General features: G+C 69.9%; 11 protein-coding genes and 3 pseudogenes. 8 read left to right on the forward strand and 6 right to left on the reverse strand.

Going from position 1 to position 13,365, the window contains the following annotated elements; translation table 11 throughout:
* Positions 1-46: 46 nt before the first annotated feature.
* From ACSNN7_RS01015 to ACSNN7_RS01030, 4 genes and pseudogenes are all read left to right on the forward strand, one after another.
* Positions 47-1,909: a methyltransferase domain-containing protein gene (locus ACSNN7_RS01015; protein ID WP_436678573.1), complete on the forward strand. Its 1,863-nt coding sequence runs from the start codon at positions 47-49 to the stop codon at positions 1,907-1,909.
* Positions 1,906-3,021 carry a GHMP family kinase ATP-binding protein gene (locus tag ACSNN7_RS01020; protein ID WP_436678574.1) on the forward strand — a complete coding sequence of 372 codons (1,116 nt, stop codon included), beginning with the start codon at positions 1,906-1,908 and terminating at the stop codon, positions 3,019-3,021. Before ACSNN7_RS01015 ends, ACSNN7_RS01020 begins: the two co-directional genes overlap by 4 nt.
* A 50-nt stretch (positions 3,022-3,071) precedes the next feature.
* Positions 3,072-3,308 (forward strand): annotated as a pseudogene (locus ACSNN7_RS01025) (transposase); the annotation flags it as partial.
* 675 nt (positions 3,309-3,983) lie between these two features.
* Positions 3,984-4,145: a CbrC family protein gene (locus tag ACSNN7_RS01030; protein WP_436678575.1), complete on the forward strand. Its 162-nt coding sequence runs from the start codon at positions 3,984-3,986 to the stop codon at positions 4,143-4,145.
* A gap of 323 nt (positions 4,146-4,468) precedes the next feature.
* Here the strand turns inward: ACSNN7_RS01030 and ACSNN7_RS01035 are convergent, their stop codons facing one another.
* Positions 4,469-5,803 carry a hypothetical protein gene (locus tag ACSNN7_RS01035; RefSeq protein WP_436678576.1) on the reverse strand — a complete coding sequence of 445 codons (1,335 nt, stop codon included), beginning with the start codon at positions 5,801-5,803 and terminating at the stop codon, positions 4,469-4,471.
* A gap of 133 nt (positions 5,804-5,936) precedes the next feature.
* On the opposite strand from ACSNN7_RS01035, the gene ACSNN7_RS01040 reads away from it, so the two are divergent.
* Entirely contained in the window at positions 5,937-7,481 is a 1,545-nt protein-coding gene (locus ACSNN7_RS01040) for a hypothetical protein (protein ID WP_436678577.1), read from the forward strand.
* 1,019 nt (positions 7,482-8,500) lie between these two features.
* A complete protein-coding gene (locus ACSNN7_RS01045; RefSeq protein WP_436678578.1) occupies positions 8,501-8,788 on the forward strand; it encodes a hypothetical protein in 288 nt (95 codons plus the stop codon).
* 21 nt (positions 8,789-8,809) lie between these two features.
* Here ACSNN7_RS01045 and ACSNN7_RS01050 read toward each other — a convergent pair.
* Positions 8,810-8,965 (reverse strand): annotated as a pseudogene (locus ACSNN7_RS01050) (DNA polymerase beta superfamily protein); the annotation flags it as partial.
* 190 nt (positions 8,966-9,155) lie between these two features.
* Here ACSNN7_RS01050 and ACSNN7_RS01055 point away from each other — a divergent pair.
* Complete coding sequence (locus ACSNN7_RS01055; RefSeq protein ID WP_436678579.1) at positions 9,156-9,554, forward strand: Imm7 family immunity protein; 399 nt, start codon at positions 9,156-9,158, stop codon at positions 9,552-9,554.
* Positions 9,555-9,833: 279 nt separating this feature from the next.
* Here ACSNN7_RS01055 and ACSNN7_RS01060 read toward each other — a convergent pair whose 3' ends face one another.
* Positions 9,834-10,112: a hypothetical protein gene (locus tag ACSNN7_RS01060; RefSeq protein WP_436678580.1), complete on the reverse strand. Its 279-nt coding sequence runs from the start codon at positions 10,110-10,112 to the stop codon at positions 9,834-9,836.
* Between ACSNN7_RS01060 and ACSNN7_RS01065 the strand changes: the two are divergent.
* Positions 10,093-10,461: pseudogene (locus tag ACSNN7_RS01065) on the forward strand (site-specific DNA-methyltransferase); the annotation flags it as partial. The gene ACSNN7_RS01060 and the pseudogene ACSNN7_RS01065 overlap by 20 nt on opposite strands.
* Before the next feature lie 390 nt (positions 10,462-10,851).
* Here the strand turns inward: ACSNN7_RS01065 and ACSNN7_RS01070 are convergent.
* Genes ACSNN7_RS01070 through ACSNN7_RS01080 form a run of 3 tightly spaced genes read right to left on the reverse strand, consistent with a single transcriptional unit; the run spans position 10,852 to position 13,117 of the window.
* Positions 10,852-11,829, reverse strand: a complete 978-nt coding sequence (locus tag ACSNN7_RS01070) for an ABC transporter permease subunit (protein WP_436678581.1) — start codon at positions 11,827-11,829, stop codon at positions 10,852-10,854.
* Positions 11,826-12,725, reverse strand: coding sequence for an ABC transporter ATP-binding protein (locus ACSNN7_RS01075; protein ID WP_436678582.1), 900 nt, complete (start codon positions 12,723-12,725; stop codon positions 11,826-11,828). Before ACSNN7_RS01075 ends, ACSNN7_RS01070 begins: the two co-directional genes overlap by 4 nt.
* Positions 12,722-13,117 (reverse strand): GntR family transcriptional regulator, encoded by a 396-nt coding sequence (locus tag ACSNN7_RS01080; protein WP_280838381.1) that lies wholly within the window; start codon positions 13,115-13,117, stop codon positions 12,722-12,724. Before ACSNN7_RS01080 ends, ACSNN7_RS01075 begins: the two co-directional genes overlap by 4 nt.
* Between the last annotated feature and the right edge of the window lie 248 nt (positions 13,118-13,365).

Here is a 13,365-nt window from a genome sequence, read left to right on the forward strand (position 1 = left end):
AACACGAAGCGCACAGCGGTCGGCGAGCGGGTGTGGAGGTCGTCTCGTGAACGTCCACGCGATTCCCGCCGTACTGGTCGTCGCCGGATTGCTGCTGGGCGCGCTGCGCCTGCGGAGACGCCTCGCGGCGCTGGCGACCCTGCCCACGACCGTACCGTCCGGCACCCACGGTGTGCCGGCCGGCGCGGTCGACGGCAGATACCGGCTGGTGACCGCGGAGGGGGTGGTGGTCGATGCCGGCACCCGGCGGTCCGCCGCCCGGTACGCGGAGGCCGCCGGCCTGGATGCGCTCGATCTGGTTCCGGCCGACATTCCGGTGGTCCAGGCGTATGCGTTGGCCCGGCTCGTCGATCCGGCCGCGTTCCGTCGCGACCGGCTGGCCCGCGGTCGCGGGGCCGGACACGCCCTGCTGGTGACCGTCGACCTCCTCGACCGGGCCGGGGTGGGCACCACGGAGAACCTCGATGCGGCGGCCTTCATCCGGCTCACCGATCGGCTCAAGAAGTACGCCCCCACCGGCATCGATCTCGTCGTCGCCGAAGACCTGCGGGCCCGGCCGGTGCATCCCGCCACGGTGCGCGCGCGCCTACGGGCGCTCGGTGCCGTCACGCCGGTCGCGATGACCGCTCCGGTACTGGGAGCGGGGTTGCTGGCCGGGACGGTGGTCCTCTGGCCCACGTGGGGCTGGGTGGCGCTGGCCGCCTACTGCCTTCAGCCGTACCTGCTGCTGGCCGGGACCCCGCTGCGTCCGGGTGATCGGCATCGCGGTGCCTGGTTGCGGCCCTGGTACCGGGCGCGGCACTGGCTGGGAGCGGTTCGCGGCGACTGGCGGTCCAGCCATGACCGGGACCGTGCCGAGCGGCTCGCTCGCGCCCGGGTGGACTACGCCGCCGAGTTGGCACGGGGAGTCGACCGCTTCTTCGAGCCTCCCCGCGACTCCTGCCCATGGTGCGGGGACCCCCGTCTTCGTCAAGTTGTGGACACTCCGGACCGGATCCAGGTCAAGCCCGGCCGGTTCGTGCTCCAAGAGTGCTCCGGCTGCCGCCATGTCTTTCAGAATCCCCGGCTGAGCTCGGCCGGCCTCGACTTCTACTACCGGGACGCCTACGACGGGCTGGGTGAGGACAGCATCGACCTGATCTTCGGACTTCAGCCACAGTCCTACCGCGGTCGCGCCGAGCTCGTCCGCAGGTTCACCCGGCCCCGTCGCTGGCTGGACGTCGGCACCGGCTACGGCCATTTCTGCGTCTACGCCCTGGACACCTTCCCCGACACGATCTTCGACGGGATCGACATGGGCGCCTCCATCGAGGAGGCCCAGCGTCGTGGTTGGGTCGCCACCGGCTACCGCGGGTTGTTCCCGGAGTACGCCGAGAAGCTCGCCGGCCGCTACGACGTCGTGAGCATGCATCACTACCTGGAACACACCCTGGACCCCCGGGTCGAACTGGACGCGGCGGCGCTGGTGGTCGCGGCGGGCGGTTACCTCATGATCGAGGTGCCGGACCCCCGGTCGCGGCTCGGCCGGCTGTTGCGGGGCTACTGGATCCCCTGGTTCCAGCCGGAGCACCTCCACTTCGTGCCGGTGGCGAATCTGTTGCCGGAGCTGCGTCGGCGGGGATTCGACCCGGTTGCCGTGGAACACGGCGCGGCGCATCAGTCCTGCGACTTCGCCGGCGCCACGCTGCTGTGGCTGAACAGCCGGTTCCCGGATCCCGACCGGGCCTGGGCGTCCGGCCCGTCAAGCCCCGGCCGGCGTTTGGTGCACGGCGTGGTCTCCGTCCTGGCCGTACCGCCGGTGATCGTCGCCATCATGGTCGATCAGCTCCTGGGCGTGCTCATCCGGCGCAGTGAGGGCGGCAACTGTTACCGGGTGCTGGCCCGCCGCAGCGGGGGCGGGTCGGCGTGACGGACGTGATGCACCGGGTCGAACTCCCGGCCGAGCTGCGAATGGTGCCGTACGCGTTCCTGCAGATGTTCGGCAGTGCCCCGACCACGGTCAGTCACGCCGCGGGCGGCTGTTCCTTGCTGAACTCATCCCGGTCGACGCTGGCCGTCCCGGTTCCCTGGGGAGCGGTCGCGGCGGCGGCCCCCGGTGCCGGTGACCTGCTGGAACTGCGGTCCCGCAACCGTCCCGCGGAGACGGTGGCCGTGTCCTACGAGGCACACCCCGGTCGCGTGCCCCCATGGGCGGTGGCGCCCCTGGCGGCCGCACGTGCGATGCGGGCCGGTGGTTTCCCGGTGCGTGGCGCACGGCTGGTCCTGCACACCGCCTTGCCGCACGGCGTGGCGGTGTCCTCAACCGCGGCCGCCTCGGCGGCCACCGCGGTGGCCCTGGCAGACGTCTACGGCGTGCGGGTGGAGCCGGCCGAGCTGTCCGCGGTGCTCGCCGGCGGATCGGTCGACCTACGGGCGGCCGTGCTCGCCGCGCTGACCGGTGGACAGGGGAAGGCCGTGTCCCTCCGAGCGGACGGCACGATCACCTGGCTGCCCTGCGACCTGGCCGCCGCCGGCCTACGGCTGTTCGTGGTCGAGACCAGCCTCGCCGCCGATGGCCTGCCGTCCGGGTCTCACCGGCCCGCGCCCACGCCGGCCGACGGCGGCACCGTCTCGGCCGGTGACCCCGGGCAGGGGGAGGCCGATCCGGTGGTCCGAGCGGCCCGTCTGCTGCGCGCCGGTCGGCCTGCGGCGCTGGGTGCCCTCCTGACCTCTTCGTGGAGAGCGGAGGTCGGTCGCGGGCTACGCCCACGACTGCACGCCACTGCCGGTGTGGGCGACGACGGCCTGGCCGGTGCTCTCGGTGAGGTGGCGGCGGCGGCCCTGAGGGCGGGTGCGCTCGGGGTGAAACCGGTGGGGGAGGCCGGCCTGCTCGGGTTGCTCCGTGCCACGGATATGCCAGCGGTACGTGCGGCGGTGGGTGGCGTACTCGCGCAGGGACGACGTCCGCCGCGCCTCCTCACCGCGACGCCCGCCGAGCGGCTGGTCCTGTCGGCCTTACCCACCGCCGGCCTGCCTGACTAGGGCGTGTCCTGCCGATCATGTAGTGGTTGATCGTTGACGATGTGTCGGTGGTGCGTCGTGGTGAGTTGACCGACGAGGCGTGGGCGGTGATCGCGCCACTGCTGCCGGAGCCTGGGAGTTCTCGGGGGCGATGGCGGGATCACCGGCAGGTCATCAACGGGATCTTGTGGAAGCTGCGAATAGGTGCGCCGTGGCGTGACCTGCCGGAACGCTTCGGGCCCTGGAAGACATGTCACGAGCGGCTGCGCCGGTGGACGGCCGACGGCACGTGGGACCGGATTCTCGCTCGTCGCGTTGTGCGGCGTGGTCGGGCTCGTGTCGTGACTGCGCCGGGCCGTGCGCACCACCCTCGTGCCGGTAACGCCATCGGCTCCCACGCCCTGACGTCCCAGTCAGGCAGCGACTTTCGCTCGGGTCGGTGGCGCGGGCGAACTGAAGCTGTGCCACGCTCGCCCCTTGGCTGGCCGGTGCGGGTGTCATGTTGACGATGTCGGGACGCCGAACCTGGCGTGAATCTCCGCTCGGGGTTGCTCCCGCCGCTGCTCCCAGATCGGGTCACACACTCCGCAGCGGCAGGCGGACCCCACAGCGCCACCTTTCGGCGGTATCGCTCCGCCGTCGCCGCCTTTCGCTGCTCGGTGGGCGGACAGCCGGCCCGGTCCAGGTAGGTGAGCGCGGCCCCCTCCCACGTTCCATTTTCGTCGATGCCGGGGACCCTGCCCCAAAGCTCCACCTCGCCCAGCCAGCCGTTGCAGCTCGAACAGAGCAGACCGCGCGGATCACGGAAGCCCGCGAACGCGGCTGGCACGGTGAGGTCGGAGGGCTCCAAGTCAGCCCCGCCGCTGCCCACGAGAAGCGCAACGCATGCACCGCCCCGTCAACCTGGGCGTCCCGGCCGCCGCGGAGAGGCTTCGGGTCCCACCCCTGACATGAGGTGATCGAAAACGCCCGCGCCTACTCGATTGTCACAGGCCGGCTACTCCTGGCAGCAGCCGAGCTGGCTGTACCACTGCGGCGACGGCGCCGCCTTCCTCGGCGCCGTCGGCTACGACGCCTTGCGCGCACACCCTGACGCGGTGGATGATCCGGGACGATCTGCGCGGGATCGGATGGCCCACAGGTGAGGTCGACCAGATGCTGCGGCGGATGAATGGCAGCGGCGAGCCTACGGCGTACCTGTCCCGGTGCCTGCACTTTGGCAGGCAGCTGGCGTCCTGGGATATCGGATGACCGACGAAGCTCGCCCTCAGGCATCTGTGGACGTGGCGCCGCCGCTTGACTGCCTCCACGTTGTAGGCGCTCGCCGCTTCAGCGCCACGCTCGATGCGGACCGGATCAGTGCCGGGCTCGGCTGGACCGAGGGGGAGTCGTGCTAGGGATTTGATCCGTGGCATGCGTCGCCCCGACTCTGTCCCGCAACGTGTAGCAAAGGCCATGCGGGCAGTTCTCAGAGGCGGAGTGTGCGGTAGATCTGGGTGATGCAGGTGCGTTGCACGGTGTCCCAGTCTTCCCGGTACGCGGTCGGGGACACGTCATAAGGGCTCTGTCTCCGGTGCATCACGCCGGAGAAGAAGGCGAACATGTTGTCCTCGCCGTAGCGGCGAGCCATGCAGTCCACGGCGAGGTGGCTGATGCCGTAGAAGGCCGTGATTTCCTTCTGGTTGGCTTGTGGCGTCAGCGGCCACAGGCCGAGCTTCGTCATCCGGCGCTGTCCGCGCAGCCAGTCGCGAGCGGCGGTCATCGTCGGACGGGCCGTCGGTGAAGCTCCCTGGGACTCGATGTATTCGGCGATGCCCTCGGTCAACCACTTGTAGACGTCGACGACGCTAGCGCCTGCCCGATCGGCGCCGGTCAGGGTGGCCACATGACCGAACTCGTGCCTCAGCAGGTCCGTGAGGTCCGTTTCGCTGCTGGTGCGCACCACGACCTCGTACTGCAGCCGCCCCGACTCGTGGGCGTATCCGGCGTAGTGGCGTCCCGGGCCGCCACCGTTCCACGTGGCCCATTCCTTGTCGCCGGCGAGGTAGACGAGGTACCGAGCCGGTGGCTGCTTGCCCAGCAGGCGGGCGTAGCGGTCGGTCACCGCGGCCGCCCGGTCACCCGCGGCGACCGCCTCGCTCAGCCGGTCCTCCTGCCCGGGTGGCGCCGCCACGGTGACCCTGGTCCCGTCGGTGACGCGGAGTTGCCCGGATTCCCACGGTGTCGGACGGGCCGCGAGGCTGTCGGCTTCCGGCCGCCGCAGATCGGTGATGAGGTACTGGGCGTAGGGGCCCCGGATACCGAAGTTGAGCACCATTCGGACCTGCGGCACCGGTCCCTGCACCCCGCGGTCGGACTTCTTCACCTCGGGGCAGGGCGTGGTGGCCAGGCAGTACCAGACGTCGACGTTGACGTTGTTGGCCTGCGCGCCGGAGAAGATCGGTGGGATCCAGAACGTCAGGTCCCAGCGGGTCACGTGCAGGGCCCGCAGCGTCCGGAACAGGTCCCGGTAGTGCTGCACCAACTTCTCATCATCCGGGTCGACGGCCGCGAGCCAACCGGCCTCGTCACCGGCGACGAGGGCCTTACCCTGGTCGATCAGCCTCTGCTCGATGACGGCGAACTCGTCGACCCGAGTCTTCGACGGTGACGGGTAGCCACCCGGCGGCGGAGGCTCACCGCATCCCACCACGGCAGCGAGCACCAGCAGGAAGGACAGCAGCCCGCGGGCCGGTCGGCGCAGGCAACCCCGATGCCACGTCGCGGAACCTTCGGGTTCCCTTTCCGACTCGAGAATCGACATACGCAAAACCCTAGACGACCTCTCCGCGCGTCAGCTGACCCGACAACGGGTGGCCCTCGACCCGGCTGGACGGGTGCCGTCAGGCGTCGGCCGTCGGACGCGCCGTGTCGGACGGCGGCCGTAGGATCCGCGCGTGGACGGCTTGCATGGCGCAGATCATCAAATGGCGGGACCCGTGACCGAGTGGACGCGGCTGTTCGTCAGTCACTGCCAGTACAACGTGTCAACGGTGCCGGGCTCGTCCCACTTGAACATCTACACCCTCGGCGACGGCCTGCTGCACGTCGGCGGGCCGCATCAATTCACCGGCTTCTGCGGCATACACACCGGCCCGATCGAGGCACGCGTCCGTGTTCTGCCCGGTCCTCCTGCAGGGGTCGACGTCGGCTGGGACGCGATCAGTGAGGCCACCCTCTGGAGTCCCAGCGGCCGACTGTCGGTCGTCGGGTTGATGGGCGACACCGCGGCGGCCCTCACCGACGTCGCCGTCCCGCGGGGGCTGATCCGGGTGCGGGTGCACGCGCGCGACCGCCTGCACGAGACCGTACGCACCGACGACGACCCGCCCGAGCGACATGAGCTGCACATCTGGGCGGTCTCCGAGGAGACGCCATGGCGCACCGTGCTTGCCGACCCGGGGGGCCGCGAGTGGGAGCAGATACCGGCGAAGGCTGCCGAGTGGGCGATGCTGTCCCTGGTACCGCGCCCGTCCGGTCGTCCGGCTCTCCTCGGGCCGCCGCCACCCGACCCGTACATGGACGACACCGGCCTGTCCCGGGTGACGGTGATCCGCCGCCGACCCGCGCCGGTCGAGGTCTCGGTGGGGGTGCTGCCCGCTGGTGACTTGGCGGTCCGGCTGGACCGTGTCGACGGCGAGGCGCTCATCTGGTCGTGGGCTACCGCCGGCGAGCCGATCTTCCCTCAACCGTTGACCACGCTGCCAGACGACGAGCCGAGCACCGTGCGGCTGACGTCGGGCCCCGACGGCTTCGAGCTGCGACACGAGGAAGTGTTGGGCCGGCACGCCTTCGCCCTCGGCGTGATCTGGGACCATCTGCTCGACACTGCCGGGTCGTATCCGTGGGTGGAGACGTTGCGTGGGCAGGCGGCCGAGGCGACCGCGCTGGTCGAGAAGACCCGCCGCCTGGAGGCTGAGCGCCTTGCCGCAGAGTGGGGAGGTGCTCCGCCGTCGGATACCGTCCGCGGGCTGCCCAGCCAGGCGCCGTCCCTGGCCCGGATCGACCGTCCGTTGCTCGACCGCATCGACGCGCTGCCCGCCACCCGCCAGCGCGAGGTGGCCTGCTGGGCTGCCCGCCGCGCGATGCGGGTAGCCGGGCTGGAGCAGATCGGGTGGATCGCCGACGCGCTCGCCGCCGCCGAGGCCGACCGCCCACTGCCCCGATCCTTCACCGAGCAGAGCGGCACCGCCGCGTTCAACCAGCTCTTGTCCGATCCCGAGATGCCGCACGCCACCATCACGCTCCACCTGGCTTCTGAAGCTTCCGGCACCCGGCGCGTCGCCGGCGTGCTCCAGCAGGCCGTCGCGTTCCCCGCTCTGATCGCCCTGGCAAATGACAATCCGTTGGCCGCCGCGATTGACGCCGTCTACAACGCGGCAATCGCTCACGGCGACGACCGCGACCGCTTCCTCACCGACGCCCACATCGCCCTGCGCTGAGCCTCCGATCCGCCGCGCGAACCACCGGCAGCACCGAAGACCTCGCTACCCCGCACGGCGCCCCCCGACAGGACACGCGACGAAGCCACGCCCCGCGCACTCTCATGCCCGAGAACAGTGAACCCGGTCTCTGCGGGGGTCGGTCCTTCGGCGAGTGGCTGGCCTCGACCGGGTCAGCTCGATTGCGGTCTCCCTACGCTGCGGACCGGGCGGCCTTCTGGGGTCAAGCCGAAGCGCAGGATGGTGTCGCGCTGCGAATCGTCGGGGCCGGAAAGCGGCCAGTCTCGCAACGCCCGGAGGGCGAAGCCGTCTCCGCACACCACTGCTCGCAGCAGCTCACCAGGGTCTTTCTGGCGAGCCAGCATTGCCGCCCAGTGCCGGGCACCCCGCCGGCTGAAGGTGGCTAACTCTCGCAGGGCCCGTCGATCTCCCCGCCGTTCGTAGAGCATGGCCAGCCGCCGCCGGACGTAGGTGTCGTTGGAGTTGATCGCATGCTCCAGCAGTCCCTCAAGGTCGTCGGCTTCGAGTAGGGCGTCGGCGCGGTACGCGACCTACGCCACACCGACAAGACCTGGCTCATCGAAGACGGCATCCCCGAAATCGCCCAAGCCCGCCGCCTCGGACACCGCCTCGCCGGCGTCAGAGGCATCTACAGCCACGTCACCGAACCAATGATCACCAACCTCGTCAACGCCCTGCAGCGCCGCTGGGACACCACCCAGCCAGACAGCCCCGACCGCAGCATCCGGCGACTGCGCCCCGTCGCCTGACACCCGAGGTGAGCGATGAAGAGGACGTGCTGCAGGCGTTCATGGCCGATCCGCGCTGCGCTACAAACTCCGGAAGATCAACTCCGAAGCGCTGGCCCGACGTGATCACCTCGCCGCGACGTTGTCCGGCTTCCGGATGGACCTGGACCGGGGCGAACGGGAGCAGATCCTGCTACGGAGCCGTCGAGAAGCATCATCTGGGCCACTCGCGGGCGGACCTGGGGTTTCCGGTTCCTCCTTAAGGGCGGATTGAAGGATCCGCTCCTGGAGTACGAGGAAGCCTTCTCGGGTGCGGGGGATGCCGCCGAGATCTGCCACAGGGCCGGCGCGAGGATGGCGCTGCGTTTCCCGGACCCGCTGGACCGGAAAGACGCGGCCGGCCGGGTGATTCCCCACGAATTCGTCGTGTCCGGGCCCTTGGCCGAGGAAATCGAATCGGTTGAGGACGGTCTCCGGCTGGTCTGGAACCGGCCCGGGGTGGCCGACGAATTCGAACGGATCTGGGATTTACCGAAGCCTCCACCGACCCGCGGATGAACGGAAGGGCGCCCCACTTAGGAGATGGGTGGGCGGCTTATCCAGGCGCCAGAACGCACGGGTCGGCGTCACGTACACGCCACGCCGGTCGTAGTCGGAACCAGGGCCGTGCAGCCCGTACGCCCGCGATCCGACCACAACGGCGGAGACGGTGGGCTGTTCGACAAGCTCGATCACGCGCGGCAACGCTACCCAACCGCCACCCGGCACAGGTAACCGTTTATCTGCTCCGCGACCTGGCGGACGATACTGTGGCCGTGGGCCTTCGAGGGGCCACCCGCGGGTGGAGTGCTCAGGAAGCTGCACGAATACGGTGTCCGGTACGGCATCGAGCCCGTCATCGACACCAGACCGCTCGGAGGGTGACGTGTACGAGTTCCACGGATGGTTTCGCCTCGCGCAGACCACCGAGGAGTCAGACACCGGCCAGCTCAACGCCATCATCGATGAGCTGAACGAGATGATAGCCGGGTTGGACTTCCCGATGAATGTCTCGGCGGAGGTGACGGTACTCAACGGGGAGTACCACCTGCTCCTGCACGGAGTGGCGAACCGACGTCGGGACGAGGCGGCGAGGATGCGCCAGGTGCTCGAGTTAGTGGCACGACGGCTACCGGGCTCCTATGGCCTTCTCTACGAAAAAGACGAAGAGATGCCTGTTCCTCCCGGACCGAACGCGTTCCTGGTCCACGTTATGGCGCGGGGTGGCATCACCGAACGCCTCGACCCGTTCCTGTCACCGCTCCATCCCGTCGTAGAGGATTGATTCCCTAAGGATCTCTCCCTCAGGTGCCAGGTCCGTGGGGCGCATTAGACCATCATCAGGGGCTTGACCTACTGCCATGTCGGTCAAGCCCTTGATGATGTGCGCCTGCGGCGGGTGTTCAGCACCGCCTCGAAGGGAAGGCCCTCAAGCCCTTACGGACGGCGGAGACGGCAGTCCGAGCGCCAGACACCCGGCACGGCCGCTGCCGCAACGACGCGTCCTCACATCCTGGCAGCAGGCGGAGCCACTACGGCACAGACGACCTCATCACTCATTGAATCAGCCGAGCGTGGCTGACCCGTTGACGAGAAACGATGCGGCTTCGACCCGCCGCGCGGGCGCGACATCGACGTCGTCTTCCTCGGCCCCGACGGACCCGACCCGCGACATCGACGACCGAGCCACCGCCCGGCTGACGACGGGCAGAGCCCAGACGTGAACTTGAAACGCCGGGATTTCCGATCGGAGAAGACGGCGCACGCCAACCGCCGCGATAGCTGGAAAGCAGATAGCGGGTCCCGACGACGCCGACGCCTCCGGCGGCACCGTCGTGGTCACCACCCGCCCCTGGCGCAGGAACAGCCAACTCGTCGACCTGCCCTCCGCCGTCATCGCCGCCGCCGTCCGCGCCGGCTTGACACCAACCGAACGCTGCGTCGCGCTGCTCGCCGCGGTACGCGACGGGCACCTCGTCGCCCGCCCGTCGTTCTTCCAACTCCAGGCCGTCCGCAAAGCCCGCACCGCCGGCACCCCACTGCACCTGATCACCCACGAAGACGTCCTGATCTTCACCAAGGTGCCCGCCTCCGCCATTACTCAGGAAGCCTCGTGCGCGCACGGCGAACCCGCCGGCCCCGCAGGCTCGTCCTGTCAGGCGGCCCTGGGCGACGTGGGGCAGAGGGGTTGAATGGCTCGCTCGCAGGGCCGCGCATCGGATCGCTGTGCACCGGATTCAGGGGCCTCGACGCGGTTGGTGCTGCCGTCTCCTACGACGAGTTCGGCGCGCAACAACATGCGCTGCAGGACGTCATCGGAGTCGGTGTCAGGCTGCCTATCCCTGCTGCGGCTGCGGCCGGCCTGACCGGCGAGGTGTTGGATGCCTTCGTCCGCGCAGCCCCGCCGAGTACGAACGAACCCTCGAACCCACTACGCTGCTACCGATTGCGGCATAACCCGGTGTCCACACCCCCGGGGGAAGCGAGCTCTGCCATCCACACAGCGTGAACGTCGACACGCCGCCCGGCCGGCAAGCCGAACAGCGTGTCAACCAACACCGTGAACGTTTGTGGTCAGGGCACTAGATCATCCGGCGCCGTACCCGCCACACCACCACACCGATCAGGATCGCCGCGACGGCGATGAACAGGGCCGCCTCGATGAGCTGGAACGTCCAGAACCGGTCGGCCGGGTGGTAGACCCCGAACTGCTGGATGCCCCGCGCGTGCAGGAACTGGTTGAAATTGGTGCCGGCCCGGTTGGCGGCACCCTCCAGCTCGTAGTACTCGGTCCAGCTCAGCCTGCGCCCGGCGGCGTCTGCGTAGCCGTGTTCGATCACCCAGTCAGCGAAGCTGGGCACGGGCCGGTGCCCCACCTGGTCCTTCGAGCCGCCGACTCCGACCGGCTCCATGGTGGTGAGCGGCGTGGCGTACGCGGGACGGGCCAACAGCGCCACCGACATCCGGGCGGCGAGGAACGCCCCGAACGCGACGCCGAACGCGGGCAGGCTGCGCCGCAGGATCGCCCCGGCGGCGGTGGCGACGCTGAACGCGAACAGCGCGTACGCCACCGGAACAAGTCCCTCCAGGTCGAAGGCGTCGTACTGGAACCGCCCTTCCCACGCGTCGAATGGCTGACGGAACCAGGTGAGCACCGCGGTGAACATCCCGGTGAGCGTGACGGTGACGCCGGCCAGTGCCGCGAGCTTGGCCGCCAGCCAGCGCATCCGCGGCACGGCCTGCGTCCAGGCGAGCTGCCAGGTGCCGTCCTCCAGTTCGCGCGCGAGCAGCGGCGCACCGAGGAACGCACCGATGACGACGGGGACCAGATAGAAGCCCGCCAGGAGGTTCTCGACGTACCCGTACTCCTCGTCGAGCCGACGGAAGGAGGCCGCGCAGGCCTCGTTGATACCGGCCTCTCCCGCACACCGGGCGGGACCGCCGGGGAACAGGTCGTGGGCCTGCGTCCCGAGCATGAGCAGGGCAATGCCGAACATGCCGACAAGCAAACCCAGGACGCAGACCTCGGTCCGGTGCTGGCGCCAGATCAACCACGTCATGCCGCCACCTCCGACGTGACCGCGGCGCTCGGCTCGGACGGCCGGCGCAGGTACGCCAGCACCAGGTCCTCCAGCGCGACCGGCTGGGCCTGCCACCCAGGCGCGGCCGGGATCCCGCCGTCGCGTACCAGCAGGGTCGTGTGCCGGTCGCTGTGGACGGCCTCCACGACGGCGCCGGCCCGGTCGAGGTCGGTGGCCGTGCGCGGGCCGACGAGCAGCCGGTGCTCGGCGAGGAGGGTGTCGATGTCACCGGTGAGCGTGACCCGGCCGTGGTTGAGCACGACCAGGTGGTCGCAGACGCGCTCCAGCTCGTGCACGACGTGGGAGGAGAACAGGACGGTCACCCCGCCTTCGGCCACCGCGCCCATGAGGACCTGCAGGAACTCGTGCCGGGCCAGCGGGTCGAGGCTGGCCACTGGCTCGTCGAGGACAAGCAGGTCCGGCCGCTTCGCCAGGGCCAGAGCCAACGCGACCTGGGCCTGCTGCCCGCCGGAGAGCGTACCGGCCCTGCGGTCGAGCGGGATGCCCAGCTTCGCCAGTCGGCGCTCGGCCAGCCCCTGGTCGAACCGCAGGTTGCAGGCCCGGCCGAAGCGGAGCATCTCGGCGACGGTGAAGCGCTTGTACAGCGGGTGGTCCTGGGCCAGGAACCCGACCCGGGACAGAGTTTGCGGGGTGCTGGCGGTGACGTCGTGGCCGAGGACCTCCACCGTGCCGGTGCTCGGTGCCAGCAACCCGACGGCCAGGCGCAGCAGCGTGGTCTTGCCCGCGCCGTTCGGCCCGACCAGGGCGATCACGCCGCCCGCCGGCAGGGCCAGGGTGCAGTCGCGCAGCGCCCAGCCCTTCCGGTACCGCTTGCCCACACCGTCGGTGCGCAGCGCGAACTCGGTCGCTGTCACGCCACGTCCTCATTCCTCGTCTGCTGGTGGACGGAAGTAAAAAGCGCGTTGACCGCCTGCTCGTCGAGGCCGGCCGCGTAGGCGCGGCGCAGCCAGGTCGCCAGGCCGCGGCGCAGCGACGTGTACGTCGATGCCGACATCACGGCCGACTGCTGTTCATTGACGAACGTGCCCTGGCCGGGCCGGCCGGTGACCAGGTTCTCCTGCTCCATCTGCCGGTACGCCTTGGCGACGGTGTTCGGATTGATCGCCAGGTCCTCGACCACCTCGCGGATGAGCGGGAGGCGGTCACCGGGTTGGAGAAAGCCCAGCAGCACCGCCTGGCGGACCTGCTGGACGAGTTGCAGGTACGGCGGCACGCCGGAGTGGGTGTCGAGCCGGAAGACGAACACGGTAGCCCCTTACTGCTTTGCTAGTAACCTAGTAAAGCAGTAAGTTGGCGGTCAAGAGAGCCGACGCGCCCGCACGACCGCGGCACCGGATCCGGGCGCACGCCTGCCCCGACCGCCGGCGGGTACCCGCGAGGTCGGGGCGCGGCGGCGACAGTGACAACGGACCGGCGACGTACGCGATGAGGCGGCTGGCCGCGTGGACCACGGCTGGGGCACGTATCGGTATGGCCGTCCTCGGTGGCGTGGCG

The organism is Micromonospora sp. URMC 105 (genome assembly GCF_051386295.1).
In the GTDB taxonomy this organism is placed as follows: domain Bacteria; phylum Actinomycetota; class Actinomycetes; order Mycobacteriales; family Micromonosporaceae; genus Micromonospora.

Coding starts and splice junctions, on each gene's coding strand:
- ACSNN7_RS01035 (WP_436678576.1), bottom strand. CDS start 5,803: ATGTCGATTCTCGAGTCGGAAAGGGAACCCGAAGGTTCCGCGACGTGG.
- ACSNN7_RS01070 (WP_436678581.1), bottom strand. CDS start 11,829: ATGACGTGGTTGATCTGGCGCCAGCACCGGACCGAGGTCTGCGTCCTG.